Genomic DNA, 21070 nt, shown 5'->3' on the forward strand with positions numbered 1-21070 from the left:
GATAGAATGAGGAACGTTTACGTAATAGACCATCCCTTGGTACAGCATAAACTAGCCCTTATAAGGGACGAGAGGACAGGGGCTAAAGAATTCAGAGAACTTGTGGAAGAAGTGGCGATGCTGATGGCCTATGAGGTCACCAGATATTTACCGCTGGAAGAGGTGGAGATAAAAACGCCTATAGGCCCGTGCAAGGCGAAGATGATTTCCGGCAAAAAACTGGGGGTCGTTCCCATCCTCCGGGCGGGTCTGGGAATGGTCAACGGCCTTTTAAAGTTAATCCCTGCGGCGAAAGTGGGCCACATCGGCCTTTACAGGGACCCCGAAACCCTACAGCCTGTGGAATACTACTGCAAATTGCCGGCCGACGTTGGAGAAAGGGAACTCATAATCCTTGACCCGATGCTCGCCACGGGTGGGTCTGCGGTTATGGCCGTAGACCTGTTAAAGGAAAAAGGCGCAAACAGCATAAAACTGATGTGCCTTATTGCAGCGCCGGAAGGCATAGAAGCCCTTCACAAAAAACATCCGGATGTGGATATATATACAGCTGCAATCGACGAACGCCTCAACGACCACGGCTACATAGTTCCAGGGCTTGGAGACGCCGGCGACAGGCTCTTTGGCACAAAATGAAAAAAGTAGAAAGGCCACCCTGGGATGATTATTTTATGGAAATCGCCAGGGTGGTGGCAAAAAGGTCCACTTGCCTCCGGCGCAGTGTGGGAGCTGTCGTGGTTCTGGAAAAGCGAATACTGACCACAGGTTACAACGGAGCGCCGACCGGCCTTGCCCACTGCCTTGAAGTGGGTTGTTTGAGGGAGAAGATGGGTATTCCTTCCGGGGAAAGGCACGAACTGTGCAGGGGGCTGCACGCCGAACAGAATGCCATAATCCAGGCAGCGGTCTGGGGGATAAGCATAAAAGGCGCCACTTTGTACGTAACGTGTCAGCCCTGCGCCCTTTGCGCCAAGATGCTCATAAATGCAGGGATTAAAAAGATTGTGTACGAAGGAGAATACCCCGACGAATTGGCGATGGAACTGCTGTCAGAGGCGGGAATCGAGATTGTAAATTATCGGCGGAATTGACAAGAAAGAATTTGTGGAATAAAATTAGAAAAGCGAAATCTGGCGTTAAAGGGGCGATTAAAAAATGCCATTATATATATACGCCTTTATAATGTCGATGGCCTTATCTTACCTTGCCACACCGAAGGTTATAAAACTGGCCTGGAAGATAGGTGCCGTCGATATACCGAAGGATGCCCGGCGGGTTCACAAAAAACCCACGCCGAGGTTAGGCGGGCTTGCCATATTCGCCGCATTTGCAGCGGTAGGATTGATTACCCTGCCGCTTGAGCAAAGCTCCATCCGCGGCATGTTGATAGGCGGAGCTTTCCTGGTTCTGGTAGGTGTGATGGATGACATTTACGGGCTCCCCGCCAAGGTGAAGCTGCTTCTTCAGACGGCTGCAGCATATATCCTGGTCCTTTTTGGGCTGAAGGTAGAGTGGGTGACCAATCCTTTTGGAGGGATGTTTTATCTTGGCAAGTGGAGCATTCCCGTTACGCTTTTCTGGGTAGTCGGCATAACAAATACCTTGAATTTCATCGACGGCCTCGACGGACTGGCGGCAGGCATCGCGGCCATAGCATCGGTGACGATGATGCTGGTCAACATAAGTCTGGGGCAGGTCAACGCAACCCTGGTTACGGCGCTGCTGGCAGGAGCCGCATTGGGATTTTTGCCGTACAACTTCAACCCCGCGAAGATTTTCATGGGGGACACGGGAGCCATGTTTTTGGGATATATCCTGGCCGCGGCAGCCGTTGACGGGGCGGTAAAGAGTGCAACGGCCATTGCGCTTATTGTTCCCATCTTAGCTCTGGGACTTCCCATCTTCGATACCGCCTTTGCTATAGTGAGGAGACTTGTGAACGGAAAGCCCATAATGCAGGCCGACAGGGGACACATCCATCATCGACTGCTGGATGTAGGTTTTTCCCATAGACAAGCCGTTATCTATATGTACCTCATGAGTCTGGCCCTTGGACTGTGTGCGGTGTTACTGATATGGGTGGGGATAAAGCAGGCCTTCCTGACACTTGTGGCCTTTCTCGTTGCCTTTTTGCTGGGAGGAAGGCAGTTCATTATCTCGCACGACAAAAAGTCGGAGGAACTATAGATAAAAAGGGGAATGGGCTTTGGAAAGAATAAAAGTTTTGAGCGTCTTTGGCACCAGGCCCGAGGCCGTAAAAATGGCCCCGCTGGTGCAGGAGCTCAAAAAGAGCAATTATATTGATTGCAAGGTGGCAGTTACAGCTCAACACCGCCAGATGCTCGACCAGGTGTTGAGCCTTTTTGATGTAAAACCCGATTATGACCTGGACATAATGGAAGAAAGGCAGAGCTTGTTTGACATCACCGTAAAGGCGCTTTCCGGGTTAAGGGATGTGCTAAATGAGGTAAGACCCGACCTGGTACTGGTCCACGGGGACACCACCACTACCTTTGCGGGAGCCCTTGCCTCCTTTTATATGCACATCAAGGTGGGACACGTGGAAGCGGGCCTGAGGACCCACAACAAGTGGCTGCCCTTTCCTGAGGAAATGAACCGGAAGCTCACCGGAGCTCTCGCGGACCTCCACTTTGCGCCAACGATGACGGCAAAGGAGAACCTCATCAAAGAAGGGGTTGACCCGGAATCCATTTTCGTTACAGGAAATACGGTAATAGACGCCCTGAGAACTACCGTTAAAAGGGATTACGTATTCAAACAACCGGTGCTCAATGCTTTGGATTACGAGAAAAACCGGGTGATTCTCGTGACCGCCCACAGGAGGGAGAACCTGGGGAAACCTCTTGAAGATATATGCCGGGGGCTCCGGGACGTGGTGGAGCGTAATCCGGATGTTATCCTCGTTTATCCCGTCCACCTGAACCCTGCGGTCCGAGATACGGCTTACGGCATACTCAAAGACAACGAGAGAATAATTCTCCTTCCTCCACTGGATACCGACGAATTGCACAACCTGATGGCCAGGTGCTACATGGTCATGACCGACTCCGGAGGCCTGCAGGAAGAGGCGCCTTCCCTGGGAAAGCCGGTGCTGGTGCTCAGAGCCGAAACCGAGCGGCCCGAGGCGGTGAAAGCGGGTACCGTGAAGGTAATAGGAACGGCAAGGGAAAACGTGCTGAAAGAAGCGGAGGTACTCTTGAAAGATAAGTCCGAATACACCCGCATGGCCAATGCGGTGAACCCCTACGGGGATGGATTCGCCTCAAGGCGGATAGTTGAGAGCATCCTTTACCATTTTGGGCTTTCGGACAAAAGGCCGGAGGAGTTCAGGCCGGAAAAGAAAACCTGTTGGCTAAAAAATGAGCCCTCCACAAAAGGCAAGGACGGTTTTTATAAAAGGGGTTGAGGCAAGGTTATGCCGGATATACCTTCGGAAAGGGTTTACAAAGTAGGGGAAAAAATCACCCTTTATCTTGAGGATTGCCTATCGGGTATAAGAAAATACTTAAAGCAGGAAGAAGTGGACGTGGTGGTCACTTCCCCGCCTTACAATATAGGCATCCGTTACAACAGCCATTATGACAACATGCCGCGGGAGCAATATTTGGAATGGCTCGAGAAAGTGTCGGTGGAGATTAAAAGGGTGCTAAAAAACGACGGTTCTTTTTTCCTCAATATTGGAGGAAAACCGAGCGATCCATGGATACCCTTTGATGTGGCGCAGAAACTAAGAAAGCATTTTGTACTTCAGAATGTTATCCACTGGGTAAAGTCTATCGCCATCGAGAAAAGCTCGGTCGGCAAATATCCTGGCATATCCGGCGATGTGGCAGTAGGTCATTACAAACCCATCAGGGGAAAGCGCTTTTTGCACGATAATCACGAATACATTTTTCACTTTACAAAAACCGGAAGGGTCGAGCTTGACAGACTTGCCATAGGAGTGCCTTATCAGGATAAGTCCAATATTGGCCGCTGGAAAAGCGCAAAGCAGGACAAAAGATGCCGTGGGAATACCTGGTTTATTCCGTATGAAACTATATGGGACAGGGAAAAACAGCGGCCACACCCGTCTACTTTCCCTGTTGCTCTTCCGGAAATGTGCATAAAGCTCCATGGGGTTGAGAGAACCAAACTGGTTCTCGACCCTTTTATGGGTATTGGCACCACGGCCATTGCGTGTTTAAAGCTGGATGTAAATGCCGTAGGATTTGAGATAGACGAAGAGTATATGAAAAAGGCGATAGAGCGTCTCCAGTCCTTTAAAAATTTTTAAGTATTGACTATAGACCCCCTGTGTGATAATATATTACAGAGCAAAAAATGAATAAGCAAGCCTTTAAACTGGTCCTGTGAGGCTAGTAAGGCAAAGGGAAGAAAAAAGAAAGCCTTTCTCTGCCTGACAGAGGAAGGCTTTTTTTATAAGAAAGCCCCTGCTGCCTCACAGCAGGGGTTTAAATTTTGAAAGGAGGAAAAGCGTGAAAGAATTGACCGCAAATTCCAGGGAATTGTCAGGTCCTTTGAAAGAAGAAGACAGGATATCACTATTGCAGCTTCTAATCCTGGGGCTTCAGCATACCTTCACAATGTTTGGAGCTACTGTATTGGTTCCGCTTCTTACCGGGCTGGATGTCGGAGTGGCTCTTTTTACGGCGGGAATAGGCACACTGTTTTTCCACATGGTCACGAGAGGAAAAGTGCCGATTTTTTTGGGTTCGTCCTTTGCATTCATCGCACCAATAGCACTGGTGGTAAAACAGTGGGGAATTCCGGCAGCTCAGGGCGGCATTATAGTGGCAGGGCTTTTGTACGTATTGATGGCACTGCTGATTTACTTTCTCGGAAGAGAATTCATGGAAAGGCTCCTTCCTCCAGTCGTAACCGGGCCGATAATTATGGTGATAGGTTTGAATCTTGCGCCGGTAGCGGTTCAAAGCGCCTCCAAAAACTGGGCAATTGCTTTAATAGTACTCGTCACCGTGATGGTGGTCAGCGTTTATGGCAGGGGATTTTTTAAGCTCGTGCCGGTGCTGGTGGGATTGATCGCAGGCTATGCTGCATGCTTGATATTTGGAATAGTGGACCTAAAACCCGTTCAGGATGCAGCTCTTTTTGCCGTACCGAACTTTACCAAGCCCGAATTAAACCTTGCTGCCATAGGATTGATAGCTCCGGTAGCCGTAGCTACAATGGTGGAACACGTTGGAGACATGCTGGCAGTCGGGGCAACGGTGGGGAAGGATTTCGTAAAGGATCCAGGACTGCACTGGACCTTGATAGGGGACGGTATAGCCACGTCCCTTGCAGGACTTTTTGGAGGACCTGCCAATACAACGTACTCTGAAAACACTGGAGTACTTGCTTTGACCGGTGTTTGGAAGCCCCAGGTGATGAGGGTGGCGGCTTTCATGGCTATCCTGCTTTCGAGCTTTCAGAAACTTACCGCTCTAATTAGGACAGTTCCGGAACCGGTGATAGGCGGCATATCCATAATCCTGTTCGGGATGATATCAAGCATTGGAGTGAGGACCGTGGTGGAAAACAACGTGGACTTCAAAAAGTCTAGGAACCTGATAATTTCCAGCGTTATCCTGGTAATTGGCATCGGTGGTGCTGTGATTAAATTCCCGGGAGGAATTCAGCTGGGCGGTGTGGGCCTCGCAGCGGTTTTGGGCATAATTTTGAACCAATTGCTGCCGAGAGAATAATGGAAATGAGTTAACGTGGGTAAAAGGGGGATTATACCTCCTTTTTTTTTGTTTAATAACCGCCGGAATTTCTGCTATAATTGAATGGGGTTACTTTTTGGCATTTGGAGGTAGCCATGACTCAACCTTCCATAAACGAACGGGTAATGATGATTAAGAAAAATGTAGACGACATAAGTCAGTTCATCGAGGAGTACAAGCCCTTCATCGCTTCAGTGGTAGAAAAATGCGTGGGACGTCGTGTTGAATACGGCATCGACGACGAGCTTAGCATCGCCATGATAGCTTTTAACGAAGCCATTCAAAAATACGACATCAAAAAGGGCAATTTCCTTGCTTTTGCCAGAAATGTGATAAAAAACCGCCTTATAGACTACTACAGAAAGGAACAAAAGAGTTCGGAAACTTTGATTTATATCGGCCAGAGCACGGAGGATGAGGAGGAAATCGAACTGGAAATAGGCACTGAAGAATCCATAAAAAAACACCGGGAAGATGAAATAAGTCGGTTAAGAAGGCTCGAAATACTGGAGATTAAAGAAGAACTTGAAAAATGGGGGATTTCCTTTTCGGATGTTGCAAAGAGCTCGCCCAAACAGGAAGGCACCCGCAGGATTTATCTTCAGGTTATCGACTACATTATGTCTTCGCCCGAAATCTTGAAGATTATAATGGAAAAAAAATATCTGCCCATAGATAAAATTGAAAAAGCCACAAAAATACCCAGAAAGAAAATAGAGCGCGGGCGAAATTATATAATAGCGGCGATTGTAATCCTCTCGGTGGACTATAAATACATAAAAGATTACATAAAATGGAGGTAAAAGGGTGAAGGCTGTTATTGTAGATATTCAGCGTGACTACATTATAGCGGTCAATCAAAAAGGGGAATTCATAAAAGTACACAATAAATACAAAGACCGGCAGATTGGCGACGAAATAGACATTCGCGAAATAGATACCCGTATGATATTTAGAAGAATAGCTTCCATAGCGGCAGTTTTGATAATAACGGCAATCCTTACCGGATACGGGATGGCTTTTTACCGTCCCGTGACCTACGTTACGATGGACGTGAATCCTAGCGTAGAAATATCCCTCAACCGGTTCGACCGGACGGTTGACGTCGTGGGTTTAAATGAAGAGGGAGAGCGATTGGTAGGGGACGGGAAATCTTTTAGGGCTTTGCCCGCCGAAGAAGTTGTGGGAATCCTGCTTGACAGGGCAAGAGAGCAGAAGTTTCTCACTGTGGAATCAGTGGTGATGATTACGATATCCAACCTGAAGGATGAGAAAAAGTTAGATCTGGAAAGAAAGCTGGAATATACTGTCAGAAAGGAATTAGAAAAAGTTAAAGGAGAAAACGGTATTTCCGTGCAGCAGGAAGGCGGGAATGAAGTTGAACTATACGTGCAGCACGCTTCCATAAAATTGCACAACGAAGCGAAAAAACTTGGAATATCTCAGGGAAAACTGGTGCTTTACGAAAAGTTGAAGGAACGGGACTCTAAGTTGGAGTTAGAAAATATAAAAAAGATGCAGGTTAAAGACATACTCGAGGAGCTGAAGTTTAGCTCCGGAAACGAAGAAAAAGAAAACGAAGGCAAAGCCGGCGATACGCCAAAAAAACCCGAAAAGGGATTAAAAGAAGAAAAGAAGTTGAAAGAAAACCAGGCTATCGATGATGGTAAAAATAAAATTGTGAAAACTAATGAGGAAAAAATAAATCAGAAGCAAGAAGTCAAAATTAATAAAAAAGAAAATGATGCAGGTTATGGTAAGCAGCAAAATAAACCGGATAAAGAAAAAGTGCCGCGACTGAAGGAAAAATCCAAGAATAGCCCTGAGAGGCCAAAGTAGTATTGAAAGATTGTGATACAGTTCACAAAAAAGTGTTATAATTGAGTTTAAAAAGAAGATAGTGTAAGAAATCGGTCGTAAGTTTCCAATCATCTGGTTTGAATTTTTTTTGGCTATATTGTATAATTACCTCTATGAAAGATATAAGATTAGTTCAATATATTGCACTTTTGACTCAAATCGGGTTGAATATGGCGCTGCCTATCCTGGGCGGTGTGTATTTCGGAGCCTATCTGGACGCGAGGCTTTCGTCGGGCAGCCTTTTTTTGATTCTAGGAGTGTTTTTGGGAGCTCTTTCAGGAGCATTGAGCGTATATAAGCTTTTATCATTAGAATTCAAAAAAAAGAAATAATTTATATCAGCGGGAGGTGATTTCAGCTTGAGAGAGATACTGGACGATATAAGGATGACCGAAAGCAGAGCCAAAGCCCTGGTGGAAGAAGCCGAAAAGGAAGCAAAGTCCATTGTAGCCAGGGCCAATCGCGAAGCGGAAGAATTGATTTCTAGTGCCCGCAAAAAAAGCGAAGAAATCTTCAATGACATTGTAGAAAATGCAAAAAAGGAAGCGGAAAGAGAAGCGCTGTCTTTAAAGGGAGAGTACGAGGAAAAAATAAAAAAGTTAGTTGAAAGATCAAAAGAGCGCATCCCACAAGCAGCTGACTTTATCGTAAAGAAGGTAGTGACTTCATATGGCGATAGTTAAGATGAAAAAGATGTACCTTTTGGGTTTAAAGAAGGATTTAGACCGCTTCCTCGATGCGCTACAGAGGCTGGGGGCGGTTGAAATAGCGGACATTGAAGAGGAAGAGGGAGGCAGTTCAAAAATAACTGCCGAGCTTTCAGACCTGGATACGAAACTTTCGAGATTGAAATTTGCCATAGAATTTTTAAGGCCTTACGCCAAGGAGCAAAACCCTCTTTTTTATGGAAGGCCAAAAGTTAGTTTGCGAAAACTGCGGGAAATTTCAAGCCGCGAGGGAGAAATTTTTGAAATAGTAGACGCCATTTACGGCTTTGAGCAGAGGTTTTCAAGGTTAAAAACGGAAGAAGGAAGGATAGGAAACCAGATAGAATTAATAAAACCTTGGGGAGCTCTCGATATTCCCGTAGAGGACCTTGGCACCACGGGAAGGGTTGATTTAAAAGCCATCTCTGTTCCGAAAAAGAATTTTAAAGCGCTCTTGGATAAGTTGAAAGAAACCGACTTGCCGCTGGAAGTAATTCCGGTTGGCGAAAGCCGGGAGGAAAACCTGGCCTTAGCCATTTATCATCGCTCGGCTAGGTCTGAGGTGCAGGAACTCTACAAGGAATTTTCGGTAAATACCGAAGAATTCAACGGATTTGCGGGAACGCCTGCGGAAATTGTTCGCAAGTTACAGGAAAGGTTGGAGGCTATCGAAGTCGAAAGGAAAAAAATAAAAGAGGAAATTGCTAAGCTGGCAGATAGGCTGATGGACCTCAAAGCATTTTACGATTACTGGCTGCTGGAACGGCAAAAGAAAGAAAATCTGCAGAAGATGGCCGACACCGAAAAGATATTTGTAATGAAGGCGTATGTTCCCGAAAATTCGGTAGAATCGGTAAAAAAGGCGGTAAATTCTGTTACCGATGCAGTGCATCTGGCTTTTGAAGACCCTGCAGAAGACGACGATATACCGGTAGTCTTATCAAATCCGAGGCTGGTGCAGCCTTTTGAAATAGTGACGGAGCTTTACAGCCTTCCTGACCCAAGAGGAATCGACCCCAACGTGTACATGGCGCCGTTTTTCTTCGTATTTTTCGGTATGATGGTCAGCGATGCGGCTTACGGATTGGTACTGTCGCTACTGTCGGCCCTTGCTTTGTGGAAGCTTAAATTGGCCGGGATGGGCAAAAAACTGGTGGAGCTTCTCTTTTTAGGTGGAATATCTACTTTCATCTGGGGGATGATTTTTGGTAGCTGGTTTGGTGATCTTATAAAGATAAAGCCCCTTTGGCTGAATCCTTTGGATAATCCCATGGCGGTTCTGTATTTGAGTTTTGCTATGGGTCTTGTGCAAATATACACCGGAATAATTTTAAGCGCCTATAAAAACATAAGAAACGGAAAAGTTGCCGATGCGTTGATGGACCAGGGGTTGTGGCTGGTATTCCTGACCGGGCTCATAATGCTGGCTTTTCCAAGTATGGTAGGGATGGCGAAATATATTGCTCTCGCTGGAGCTGCAGGCCTTGTACTAACTCAAGGGAGAACGCAAAGGAGCCTAATTAAAAAATTTACGTCGGGCTTATTGAGCCTTTACAACGTGACAAGTTACCTCAGCGATGTGCTTTCGTATTCGCGACTTTTGGCCCTGGGCTTGGCGACGGGTGTGATAGCCACCGTTATAAATACCATGGCGAAAATGCTCGGCGTAAATATCGTAGGGTATATAGCGATGATTGCAGTAATGGTAGGAGGTCATATATTCAATATAGCGGTAAATGCCCTTGGCGCTTACGTCCACAGCAGCCGTCTGCAGTACATTGAATTTTTCGGAAAGTTTTATGACGGTGGTGGAAGACCCTTTGACCCCTTGAGGATGAAGACCGAGTACCTTGATCTAGAGGATTTCTGATGACACCGATAAGCAAAAATTAAATTATATTTAACATTTTTCATAAAAATTAAAACAGTATTGAAGGAGGAGTTTTAAAATGGAAATTACTCTTGGACAAGTTCTTGCACTTTTAGGAGCTGCCATGGCAGTTTTTCTGCCGGGAGTAGGTTCCGCTAGAGGAGTAGGAATGGTAGGCGAAGCTGCAGCTGGGGTTGTAACCGAAGATCCGAGTAAATTCAGCCAGACCCTGATACTTCAGGCGCTGCCGGGAACGCAGGGAATTTACGGACTCCTCACTGGATTCGTGGTCATGCAGAGGATAGGTCTATTGGGAGGCAAACTTCTACCTCTAACAACGTACCAGGGACTGTTGGTATTTGCAGCATGCTTGCCAATTGCTATAGTAGGGTTGCTTTCCGCTATCTCCCAGGCAAGGGCAGCGGCTGCAGGCGTAGGAATAATAGCAAAAAGGCCGGAAGAACTGGCCAAAGGTATTACCTATGCGGCGATGGTAGAAACTTATGCAGTGCTGTCGCTGCTCGCATCGATATTGATGCTCTTTGGTCTAAGGTTCTCTTAAGGAGTGCTTAATAATGCAGGGCATTGCAAAAATAAAGGAAAAGATAATGGAAGAAGCTTCTGAGGAAAAAAACCGGATAATTAAAGAGGCAGAAAGGGAAGCATCCGAAATCCTGAAGAAGGCCAGGGAAAAAGCACATGAAATTGAAATTGAGGCAAAAGCCAGAGCGCAAAAGATGGCTGCGGAAGAAAAAAGGAAGATCCTCTCCATGGCGGAACTGGAAGAAAAAAAGCGCTTTCTTGAAGCAAAGCAGGCTTTGATAGATGAGGCCTTCGCCCAAGCCGAAAAAAAGCTCTGCAGCCTAGATGTCCAGAGATATCTGGACCTCATCCGGCGGATGCTTATCTTAACTTCGGTTGACGGCAATGAAGAAGTCATAATTTCGGAAAATGATAGGACAAAAATAACCCCGGAATTCCTCTCGGCGGTCAACGAAGCTTTGAAAAAACAAGGTAAAGCGGGCAACCTTCGCCTGTCTGAAGAAAAAAGGCCTATAAAAAGCGGATTTATATTAAAGTCGGAAACTCTAGAGATAAACTGCGCCTTCGATTACCTGCTCAAAGCCCAGCGGCAAGAGTTAGAAACCGAAGTGGCTCGACTACTTTTCGAGGAGTGATGCCGGTGCTGAGGGATGAGGAATTCCTCTATGCGTCGGGCAGGATAAAAGTCCTTGAAAACAGGCTGTTGAGCAGGAGCGTCATAGAAAGGGTACTTGAGGCGGAAAATACGGAGGCGGTGCTGAGGGTCCTGTCTGAGACCGATTACGCTCCGGAATTTGAAGAACTGGAGTCAGTATACGATTTCGAAAAAGCGCTCGAGAATAGTATGAGAAAAACCCTGAATACAGTAAAGGAATCGCTGAAAGACCACAGGATAGTGAGGTTTTTCACCTTAAAGTATGATTATCACAACCTCAAGGTCATAGCAAAGAGCAGGATTCTAGGCGTGGATGCTCCGGAGAACCTTTCAAATTTAGGTGATGTTCCCGTTGATGAACTTATAAAACTGGGCAAAGGCGAAGGAGATGCTGCCGTTCCGGAGACCATGAAGGCTGCTTTCGAAGGAGCAATGAGGTTATTTGAGGAAACCCGGGACCCCCAGCAGATAGACCTTTTTCTGGATAGGGCATTGTACGAAGAACTGGTTGAGCTCACGAAAAAAATCGGCCACGAATTTTTAAAAGATTACCTGGCTGCTTCGGTGGACTTAATCAATATTAAAACGATGGTAAGATTAAAATATATGGAATCCGATTTCAGGACTTTAGAAAAATCCCTGCTGCCCGGTGGGACCATCGAGCCGGCGTTTTTCGAAAAATATTTCCAAGAACCGTTACAGTCACTAGTAGAGGCCCTTTCTTCCTCCAGGTACTCCGGAGTTGTCAAAGAGGGACTGGAAAATTGGATTTCCACGGGAAGTCCGGCCGCTTACGAGAAACTGTCGGACGATTTCCTGCTGGGCATACTGAAGAAAGGGATTTATAAGCCCTTCGGGCTTGAAACGGTGGCGGGATATATCGGAGCAAAAGAGAACGAAATTAAAATCCTCCGGGTGTTGATGGTGGGGAAAATAAACGGCATTTCTGAAGACGTGATTCGAGAAAGGTTGAGGGATGTGTATGTATAAGATTGGAGTAATTGCAGACCATGATACGGCTCTTTCTTTTAAATCTACAGGCATAGACACTTTCCCCACCGTCGATGAGTCGGAGGCCGCCGAAAAGCTGTTGAAGCTGGCACGGGAGAATTACGCCGTGATTTTCATTACCGAGTACTTGGCGGAAAAAATAATGGACAAAATCGACCTCTTCAGAAATAAAACCCTGCCCATAATCACCCTGATTCCCAGCAACCGGGGTACTCTGGGAATCGGTATAACTGACGTGAAAAAATCTGTCGAGAAAGCTATTGGAGTGGATATCATTTTTGAAAGAGAGGGAAGGAAATGAGCCAGGGAATAATAACAAAAGTTTCCGGTCCCCTCGTGGTAGCTACGGGTCTTCCCGAGGCCAAGATGTTCGACGTGGTAAAGGTAGGGACACAGGGCCTCATCGGTGAAGTTATAGAGATCCGGGGAGATAAAGTTTCGATTCAGGTTTACGAAGAAACTTCGGGATTGGGCCCCGGAGACCCGGTGGTATCCACAGGAGAACCCCTCAGCGTCGAACTGGGGCCGGGAATGCTCGAAGGCATTTTCGATGGAATCCAAAGACCTCTTGACGTCATAGCGAAAAAAGTCGGCAGCTTTATAACCAGGGGTATCGACGTGCCGGCTTTAAATCGAGAGAAAAAATGGAAATTTACGCCCAGAGTAAAGCCCGGAGACAGGGTTGCCGGCGGTGATATAATCGGCACAGTCCAGGAGACGGTGATAGTGGAGCACCGAATAATGGTGCCCCCTGGGATTTCGGGAGTGATAGAAGACATCAGGGAAGGAGAATTTACGGTAACCGAGCCGGTAGCCGTACTGAGGACCGAATCCGGGCAGACGCTGGAGCTTACCATGATGCAAAAGTGGCCAGTAAGAAAAACCAGGCCGTATAAAGAAAAGCTGCCGCCTGAAATTCCTATGTCGACAGGCCAGAGGGTTATCGATACGTTCTTCCCTGTGACAAAAGGTGGGACGGCCTGCATACCGGGACCCTTCGGCAGCGGAAAGACCGTGGTGCAGCACCAGCTGGCAAAGTGGGCCGACGCGGAAATTGTCGTCTACATCGGCTGTGGCGAGCGAGGCAACGAGATGACCGACGTTCTTTTGGAATTCCCGGAATTAAAGGATCCGAAGACCGGCGAGCCGCTCATGAAGCGCACGGTATTAATTGCAAATACGTCTAACATGCCGGTTGCGGCCCGAGAGGCTTCCATTTACACGGGAATAACCATTGCCGAATACTTCAGGGATATGGGGTACAGCGTGGCCTTGATGGCCGATTCCACTTCCAGGTGGGCGGAAGCCCTGCGCGAAATGTCGGGCAGGCTTGAAGAAATGCCGGGCGAAGAGGGCTACCCTGCATACCTTTCAAGAAGGCTTGCGGAATTTTACGAGAGGGCAGGAAGGGTTATTTGCCTTGGCAGCGATAACCGCGAAGGAGCCCTAACGGTAGTAGGAGCCGTATCGCCCCCCGGCGGAGACCTTTCGGAACCCGTTACCCAGGCGACGTTGCGCGTGGTAAAGGTGTTCTGGGCTTTAGATGCGCAGCTTGCTTATGCGCGCCACTTCCCCGCCATCAACTGGCTGACGAGCTATTCGCTTTACTCCGATGTGGTGGAAGAATACATGAACAAAAATGTCAGCAGCGATTGGGGGGAACTCCGCTCCGAGGCCATGAGGCTCTTGCAGGAAGAAGACAACCTGCAGGAAATCGTGAGGCTAGTAGGTATAGATGCCCTTTCCACAGGAGACCGCCTGGTGCTGGAAGTGGCAAGATCCATAAGGGAAGATTTCCTACACCAGAATGCTTTCCACGAGGTTGACACCTACTCTTCTATGAAAAAGCAATACAGGATGCTGAAATTAATACTGCTGTTTTATCACGAAGCGCAAAAGGCGTTAGAAAAAGGTGCTTCTTTCCCGGATATAGAAAAGCATCCGGTGCGCGAGAGGATAGCCCGTGCCAAGTACATCGAAGAATCTAATATGCACGTGTTCGATGAAATAGAAGACGAAATAAGGAAAGCTATGCAGGACCTCGCAGAAGGAGGTGCAGCCGATGCTTAAAGAGTATAAAACAGCCAAAGAAATCGTCGGACCGCTGATGCTGGTTGAGAACGTGGAAGGGGTAAAGTACAATGAGCTTGTTGAAATCGAAACCGGGAGCGGTGAAATTCGCCGGGGACAGGTGTTGGAGGTCAGCGGCGATAAGGCACTGGTTCAGCTTTTCGAGGGTTCTACTGGCCTTAATATACACGACTGCAAGGTCAGGTTTGTCGGAAAAAGCATAGAGCTCGGTGTTTCCATAGATATGCTGGGCAGGGTGTTCGACGGCTTCGGCCGCCCACGGGATAAAGGCCCAATGATAATACCGGAAAAGCGGCTGGATATAAACGGCAGCCCCATAAACCCGGCGGCCCGGGACTACCCTTCCGAATTCATACAAACGGGAATTTCGGCCATCGATGGGCTGAACACACTGGTAAGGGGACAGAAACTTCCGATTTTCTCGGGTTCGGGTCTGCCCCACGCCCAGCTGGCGGCGCAGATAGCAAGACAGGCAAAAGTTATCGGAACCGAAAGCAAGTTCGCAGTAGTTTTCGCAGCGATGGGTATCACATTTGAGGAAGCCGACTACTTCATCTCGGATTTCAGGCGCACCGGAGCCATAGATAGGTCGGTTCTGTTCATTAATTTGGCCAACGACCCGGCTATCGAACGTATAGCCACACCGCGCATGGCCCTGACGTGTGCGGAATTCCTGGCGTACGAAAAAGATATGCACGTGCTTGTAATCCTAACGGATATGACCAATTACTGCGAAGCCCTTAGGGAAGTTTCGGCTGCCAGAAAAGAAGTCCCCGGACGCAGGGGTTATCCGGGGTACCTTTACACGGACCTTTCCACCATATACGAAAGAGCAGGACGAATAAGGGGTAAGAAGGGGTCCATAACGCAGATACCGATTCTGACCATGCCGGAAGACGACAAGACTCACCCCATACCGGACCTTACAGGATATATAACCGAAGGCCAGATAATCTTGAGCCGCGAACTTCACAGAAAGGGCATATATCCTCCGATTGACGTGCTCCCGTCCTTGTCGCGACTCAAGGACAAAGGCATAGGCAAGGGTAAGACGAGAGAGGACCACGCTGATACCATGAACCAGCTCTTTGCTTCCTACGCCCGCGGCAAACAGGCCAAGGAGCTGGCTGTCATCCTGGGTGAGGCGGCCCTTTCCGATACGGATAAGCTCTATGCGAAATTCGCCGATGAGTTTGAGAAAAGGTATGTGGCCCAGCGGGAAGACGAGGACAGGAGCATTGAGGAAACCCTGACGATAGGATGGGAACTCTTGACCATACTTCCGAGAGCAGAACTCAAGAGGATAAGGGACGAATACATCGAAAAGTACCTTCCCAAAAAAGGAGAAGAATAGACATGGAAATAAGGGCTAATCCCAACCGGATGGAGCTTTCTCGATTGAAAAGAAGGCTTGTGACGGCAAAGCGGGGCCACAAGCTCTTAAAAGATAAACAGGACGAGCTCATAAAGAAATTCATAGATATGGTAAAGCAGAATAAAGCCCTGCGGGAGGAAGTAGAGCGCGAACTCGTAGCAGCCTTCCAAAGTTTTACGATGGCACGAAGCCAGATGCCCGCGAACGTAGTGGAAGAAAGCCTAATGATTCCAACAGCTAAAGTCAGCATAGATATAAAAAAGAGCAATATAATGAGCGTCAACGTGCCCCGCATAGAGATATCCATGGAAGAAGGGAAGAATTTGTACCCTTACGGGTTTGCGGGTACTTCCGCCGAAATGGACTCGGCCATCCGGACTTTGTCGGCCATGCTGCCGAAAATGTTGAAGCTGGCCGAATTCGAAAAGGCATGCCAGCTCATGGCCGATGAAATAGAAAAGACGAGGCGCAGGGTGAACGCCCTGGAGTACGTGCTTATTCCTCAGCTAGAAAACACCATAAAATATATCACGATGAAACTGGACGAAAACGAGCGCTCCAGCCGCACAAGATTGATGAAGATAAAGGAAATGGTGATGCAGGAATAATATATAAAGCAGGTTAGACGTAGCCGAACAGTCTAACCTGCTTTTTGCACCTTATATTAATTTGTAAAGAGGTGAAGGTTTTGGAAAACTACCTGGAGTTTATTAAAAAGGCCTGGAGAGATTTCGTAGAAAACGGAAATCTGAATCCATTCATAAAACCCATAATTGCAGAATCGTGGAAAAGATGCAAAAAATTTGGAGTAGACCCCATGGGAGGAGTTGGAAAAGTATTAAGCAAAGATTTATTGGAGCTACGGATAAAGGAGAACGAGGAATTGATCTCTATAGCTCATCCGATAATGGAAAACATATATAGTATGGTGGCTGGTTCGGGTTTCGTAATAATTCTTGTGGATAAAGATGGTTACCTGATAGATGTCATTGGAGACGAAGAAGTTATGGAAAGGGCCGTTGAATTAAACTTCGTAAAGGGTGCGCTGTGGACGGAAAAAGCAGTTGGGACAAATGCCATAGGAACTTCTTTATTTACGGATAAACCCGTGCAGGTTATAGGTGCAGAACACTACTGTATAACGCATCATTCCTGGACATGCTCCGCAGCACCCATCCATGATGAGGAAGGCAATATAATAGGATGTCTCGATATGTCCGGGAGCTGTTATAAAGCTCATCCCCATACTCTGGGTATAGTTCTGGCAGGTGCTTATTCCATAGAAAAACAGCTGGCTTTAATGAGATCGCATAAACTCATAAACGCTACTTTTGATTCAATATCCGAAGGCATGATAATAACGGATGAAAATCTACAGGTGAAAAAGGCAAATGACATGGCTGCAAAAATTTTAGGGCTTACACTAGAGGAAATCTTGAAAGTAGATATTAAAGATTTACTGCGGGATGTGAATCTCGTAAATACTGTTTTGAAATCAGGGAATCCCTACTATGACATAGATTGCAATTTTTATGTAAAGGATAAGAGAATAGCGTGCAGCGTGAATGCGGTTCCTGTGGTATCGAACAAAAAAAGCATAGGAATTGTCATAACTTTTCGAGAAGCAAAGTATATTCACAATGTTGTTAATAGAGTAGTGGGATATAAAGCAACTTACAGGTTTGAGGATATAATAACAAGGAATGAAGAGATGAAGAGGATTATAGAATCGGCCAAAAGGGCGGCACTGAGTGACTGTAATATCCTTATAGAAGGAGAGAGCGGGACGGGGAAGGAGTTGTTCGCCCAGGCCATTCATAATTACAGCAGACGTGCCCAGGGACCGTTCGTTGCAGTGAATTGCGCTTCACTTCCAAGGGAACTGGTTGAGAGTGAACTCTTCGGGTATGAAAAGGGAGCCTTTACGGGTGCTTTGAAAGAAGGTCATCCTGGCAAGTTTGAATTGGCCGACGGCGGTACTATATTTCTCGATGAAATCGGAGAGCTGCCCCTGGACCTGCAGTCCAAACTGTTGAGGGTTCTGGATAATAAGAGGATTACCAGAATTGGAGGGACCTATGAAAAAAGACTCAATGTGAGGATAATAGCAGCCACCAACAGGAACCTGAGGGAAGAGGTGGAAAGGAAAAATTTTAGAGGAGATCTTTATTACAGGCTTAATGTTATAAACATAAAACTGCCGCGCCTGGTGGAAAGAAAAGAGGACATTGAATTGCTGGCCCACTATTTTATAGACAGGCTAAACCACAAAAATGTCGCTCATCCCAAGATTTTGAGCAAAGAGTATATAGAAAAATTAAAAAATTATGACTGGCCCGGAAATGTAAGAGAGCTTCAGAACGCGATAGAAAGGTCGTATTATTTGTGTGAAGGTGATGTCATTACAGAAGAATATTTACCGGATAACATACTTCGCAATGCGAAAATGGGCAAGATGAATTTAGATTCGGTTCTTCCTTTTGAGACTCTGGAAAAGGAAAATGTAAAAAATGCTCTTTTAAATTGCAAAGGCAATGTGAACAGAGCAGCTGAACTTCTTAATATAAGCAGGGCCACGATGTATCGAAAGATTAGAAAATATAATATAGACTTGAAATCCATAAAAATGAATCAAAATGAGATTTTTAATTAGGTTTATATAGTTTGAAAATCTGTATTATATCAATAATGAGAAATCGCGTTGTATCACAACTGAGACACGTGGACCTAAAGCCCGCGGAAATGCGGGCTTTTTTGTTTGGCACGAACTTTGCACATATTATATAACCAAGAAAAGAAAGCAATATATAAAAAGAGTTTTAGCGTGGAAAAATATGAGTATGACAAAGGAGGTGGTTTTATAAGAAGATTCGTGATCGAATTTGGATATGGAGTTGACCTTCATGGTCAGGATGTGAACAACGCAGCCAAAAAAGCTGTGAAAGATGCGATTTCTCACAGCTGCCTGTGCGGGCTTACCGAAATTTTAAACATTGAGAACCTGGACGACGTGATTGTAGAAGTTACGGTAGCGGTATCGAGGCCCGATGAAATTGATGAGGACGCCATAAAAGAATTATTGCCGATAGGGAAAAAGTCTGTGAAAGCGGTGGAAGGTGGAATGAGGGTCTCGGGTCTAAATCTGGCTCAATTTGGAGATATAAATGACAGTATAGAAGTTGCTGTTGCTTGTGTAACGGTAGGTATAGAATGAGGAAGGAGGGGTATTTGTGGATTTAACGAAAGAATTGCTTCTCGATATGTATACCAAAATGAATAAGATCAGAAAGTTTGAGGAGAGGGTTTCGGAATTATTTGCCCAGGGTAAGATTCTCGGTTTCGTTCATTTGTATATAGGTGAGGAAGCCACCGCTGTAGGAGTTTGCGAAAATTTAACGGATAAAGATTATATAACCAGCACTCACAGAGGCCACGGGCACCTGATCGCCAAGGGTGGCGACCTCAAATTTATGATGGCCGAGCTTTATGGTAAAGCGACGGGATACTGTAAAGGTAAGGGAGGCTCCATGCATATCGCCGATGTTCAGAAAGGAATTTTAGGAGCCAATGGCATAGTAGGCGGGGGCCTGCCTATAGCCGTCGGTGCCGGACTGTCGGCAAAATTGAGGCGCACCGACCAGGTGGCGGTGTGCTTTTTCGGCGATGGGGCTTCAAATCAGGGAACTTTTCACGAGGCTTTAAATATGGCTTCCATCTGGAAATTGCCTGTTGTGTTTGTATGTGAGAATAACCTTTATGGTATATCCATGAGGCAGGATAGGCACCAGGCAATAGCCGATATAGCGGACAGGGCAATGGCCTACGGCTTCCCCGGCGTCACTGTAGACGGCAATGACGTGCTGGCCGTATATGAAGTAGCCCGTGAAGCTGTAAAAAGGGCAAGAGAGGGTGCTGGGCCGACACTTATCGAGTGCAAGACTTACAGGTGGAGAGGTCACTTTGAAGGGGACCCAACGGTGTACAGGCCAAAGGAAGAAGTGGAAGAATGGATGGCGAGGGATCCAATACCCAGGCTGGCCCGGTATATATTGGATAATAATATCGCCACAGAAGAAGAATTAAAGGAAATTGAACACAACATAATTAGTGAGTTGGAAGAAGCTGTAAAGTTTGCAGAAGAGAGCCCCTATCCTGAGGAGACCTCTGCTGTTGAAGATGTCTATACAGACCTTGTGGAGGAAGGGAGAGTAAGATGAGACAATTAACGTATGCTGAAGCTATAAGGGAAGCTATAAGGAATGAGATGAGAAGGGACCCGCGGGTATTTATATTAGGTGAAGATGTGGGGAAATTCGGCGGGTGCTTCGGCGTCACCCAGGGTCTTATAGATGAGTTTGGAGAGGAATTGGTAAGGGATACTCCGATATCGGAGGAAGCTATAGCCGGCGTCGCAGTAGGTGCTGCGGCCACGGGTATGAGACCGATAGCGGAAATAATGTTTATGGATTTTGTGACTGTTGCTATGGATCAGCTGGTGAACCAGGCAGCAAAGATGAGATACATGTTTGGCGGCAAAATCTCTTTGCCAATGGTTATAAGACTTCCCGAAGGCGGTGGGCTCCAGGCGGCAGCTCAGCATTCGCAATGCCTTGAGGCCTGGCTGACCCATGTTCCGGGCATTAAAGTGGTATATCCCTCAACTCCCAAAGATGCTCTGGGGTTGCTCATTTCCTCCATAAGGGATGATAATCCCGTTGCATTTATAGAGCACAAGCTCCTGTATAATTTAAAAGGAGAGGTCCCGGATGAGAATGAACCAATTCCTCTGGGAGTTGCCGATGTAAAAAGGCCCGGCAGGGATGTAACTATAGTGGCTACCGGTTTAATGGTTCACAAGGCGTTAAATGCGGCAAATGAGCTCGCCAAAGAGGGTATAGAAGCGGAAATCGTTGATCCCCGGACGCTATTCCCGTTGGACAAGGAGACGATCTTTAACTCCATAAAGAAGACCCATAAGGTAGTTATAGTTACGGAAGAAGTTAAGAGAGGGGGATGGGGAGGAGAACTGGCTGCTCTAATTGCCGAAGAGATTTTTGATTATCTAGATGCTCAAATAGTGAGAATAGGATCATTAAATGTGCCGATACCGTTCACCACTGTGCTTGAAAACTATGTAATACCCAATGAAATCGACATAATAAATGGGGTTAAGTCAATTTTATAGATTAAAAAAAAAAAAAAAAAAAA

At 46.5% G+C, this 21070-nt stretch carries 22 protein-coding genes; all 22 read left to right on the forward strand.

What is annotated here, in order from left to right; genetic code table 11:
• The first annotated feature begins 6 nt into the window (after nt 1-6).
• The 22 genes from upp to AN618_RS03770 all read left to right on the forward strand — a co-directional run bounded on the left by upp (nt 7) and on the right by AN618_RS03770 (nt 21047).
• Nucleotides 7-636, forward strand: coding sequence for a uracil phosphoribosyltransferase (gene upp, locus AN618_RS03670; RefSeq protein ID WP_222926287.1), 630 nt, complete (start codon nt 7-9; stop codon nt 634-636).
• Complete coding sequence (locus AN618_RS03675) at nt 633-1091, forward strand: deoxycytidylate deaminase (protein WP_066352229.1); 459 nt, start codon at nt 633-635, stop codon at nt 1089-1091. The genes upp and AN618_RS03675 overlap by 4 nt, the downstream gene beginning before the upstream one ends.
• A gap of 64 nt (nt 1092-1155) precedes the next feature.
• Nucleotides 1156-2187: a glycosyltransferase family 4 protein gene (locus tag AN618_RS03680; protein WP_066352236.1), complete on the forward strand. Its 1032-nt coding sequence runs from the start codon at nt 1156-1158 to the stop codon at nt 2185-2187.
• A 19-nt stretch (nt 2188-2206) separates the two neighbouring features.
• Entirely contained in the window at nt 2207-3427 is a 1221-nt protein-coding gene (gene wecB / locus AN618_RS03685) for a non-hydrolyzing UDP-N-acetylglucosamine 2-epimerase (RefSeq protein ID WP_083515027.1), read from the forward strand.
• 9 nt (nt 3428-3436) lie between these two features.
• Nucleotides 3437-4297: a DNA-methyltransferase gene (locus AN618_RS03690; RefSeq protein WP_066352240.1), complete on the forward strand. Its 861-nt coding sequence runs from the start codon at nt 3437-3439 to the stop codon at nt 4295-4297.
• Nucleotides 4298-4499: 202 nt separating this feature from the next.
• Nucleotides 4500-5729, forward strand: a complete 1230-nt coding sequence (locus AN618_RS03695) for a uracil-xanthine permease family protein (RefSeq protein ID WP_066352243.1) — start codon at nt 4500-4502, stop codon at nt 5727-5729.
• A 116-nt stretch (nt 5730-5845) separates the two neighbouring features.
• Nucleotides 5846-6553, forward strand: a complete 708-nt coding sequence (gene sigI / locus AN618_RS03700; protein WP_066352246.1) for an RNA polymerase sigma factor SigI — start codon at nt 5846-5848, stop codon at nt 6551-6553.
• A gap of 4 nt (nt 6554-6557) precedes the next feature.
• The gene (locus tag AN618_RS03705; RefSeq protein ID WP_066352248.1) at nt 6558-7589 is read left to right on the forward strand and encodes an anti-sigma factor domain-containing protein; all 1032 of its coding nucleotides are present in this window, start codon (nt 6558-6560) and stop codon (nt 7587-7589) included.
• Between the two features lie 134 nt (nt 7590-7723).
• On the forward strand, nt 7724-7942 hold the full coding sequence (locus tag AN618_RS12570; RefSeq protein WP_083515028.1) for an AtpZ/AtpI family protein: 219 nt from the start codon (nt 7724-7726) through the stop codon (nt 7940-7942).
• A gap of 27 nt (nt 7943-7969) precedes the next feature.
• Entirely contained in the window at nt 7970-8293 is a 324-nt protein-coding gene (locus AN618_RS03710) for a V-type ATPase subunit subunit G family protein (RefSeq protein ID WP_066352252.1), read from the forward strand.
• The gene (locus AN618_RS03715) at nt 8280-10187 is read left to right on the forward strand and encodes a V-type ATP synthase subunit I (RefSeq protein WP_066352255.1); all 1908 of its coding nucleotides are present in this window, start codon (nt 8280-8282) and stop codon (nt 10185-10187) included. Before AN618_RS03710 ends, AN618_RS03715 begins: the two co-directional genes overlap by 14 nt.
• Nucleotides 10188-10266: 79 nt before the next feature.
• On the forward strand, nt 10267-10749 hold the full coding sequence (locus AN618_RS03720) for a V-type ATP synthase subunit K (protein WP_066352257.1): 483 nt from the start codon (nt 10267-10269) through the stop codon (nt 10747-10749).
• A gap of 13 nt (nt 10750-10762) precedes the next feature.
• Nucleotides 10763-11365 carry a V-type ATP synthase subunit E gene (locus AN618_RS03725; RefSeq protein WP_066352259.1) on the forward strand — a complete coding sequence of 201 codons (603 nt, stop codon included), beginning with the start codon at nt 10763-10765 and terminating at the stop codon, nt 11363-11365.
• Nucleotides 11365-12375 carry a V-type ATP synthase subunit C gene (locus AN618_RS03730; protein WP_245628380.1) on the forward strand — a complete coding sequence of 337 codons (1011 nt, stop codon included), beginning with the start codon at nt 11365-11367 and terminating at the stop codon, nt 12373-12375. Before AN618_RS03725 ends, AN618_RS03730 begins: the two co-directional genes overlap by 1 nt.
• Entirely contained in the window at nt 12368-12697 is a 330-nt protein-coding gene (locus tag AN618_RS03735) for a V-type ATP synthase subunit F (RefSeq protein ID WP_066352266.1), read from the forward strand. The genes AN618_RS03730 and AN618_RS03735 overlap by 8 nt, the downstream gene beginning before the upstream one ends.
• On the forward strand, nt 12694-14466 hold the full coding sequence (locus AN618_RS03740; RefSeq protein ID WP_066352268.1) for an ATP synthase subunit A: 1773 nt from the start codon (nt 12694-12696) through the stop codon (nt 14464-14466). The genes AN618_RS03735 and AN618_RS03740 overlap by 4 nt, the downstream gene beginning before the upstream one ends.
• Nucleotides 14459-15841 carry a V-type ATP synthase subunit B gene (locus AN618_RS03745; protein WP_066352269.1) on the forward strand — a complete coding sequence of 461 codons (1383 nt, stop codon included), beginning with the start codon at nt 14459-14461 and terminating at the stop codon, nt 15839-15841. The genes AN618_RS03740 and AN618_RS03745 overlap by 8 nt, the downstream gene beginning before the upstream one ends.
• A gap of 2 nt (nt 15842-15843) precedes the next feature.
• Entirely contained in the window at nt 15844-16470 is a 627-nt protein-coding gene (locus tag AN618_RS03750; RefSeq protein WP_066352270.1) for a V-type ATP synthase subunit D, read from the forward strand.
• An 80-nt stretch (nt 16471-16550) separates the two neighbouring features.
• Nucleotides 16551-18515, forward strand: a complete 1965-nt coding sequence (locus AN618_RS03755; protein ID WP_066352271.1) for a sigma-54-dependent Fis family transcriptional regulator — start codon at nt 16551-16553, stop codon at nt 18513-18515.
• Nucleotides 18516-18686: 171 nt separating this feature from the next.
• Complete coding sequence (locus AN618_RS03760) at nt 18687-19076, forward strand: Lin0512 family protein (protein ID WP_157081619.1); 390 nt, start codon at nt 18687-18689, stop codon at nt 19074-19076.
• Between the two features lie 16 nt (nt 19077-19092).
• Entirely contained in the window at nt 19093-20079 is a 987-nt protein-coding gene (gene pdhA / locus AN618_RS03765) for a pyruvate dehydrogenase (acetyl-transferring) E1 component subunit alpha (protein ID WP_066352274.1), read from the forward strand.
• Nucleotides 20076-21047 (forward strand): alpha-ketoacid dehydrogenase subunit beta, encoded by a 972-nt coding sequence (locus tag AN618_RS03770; RefSeq protein WP_066352276.1) that lies wholly within the window; start codon nt 20076-20078, stop codon nt 21045-21047. The genes pdhA and AN618_RS03770 overlap by 4 nt, the downstream gene beginning before the upstream one ends.
• Nucleotides 21048-21070: the final 23 nt, after the last annotated feature.

Source organism: Fervidicola ferrireducens, assembly GCF_001562425.1.
Lineage (GTDB): Bacteria > Bacillota > Thermosediminibacteria > Thermosediminibacterales > Thermosediminibacteraceae > Fervidicola > Fervidicola ferrireducens.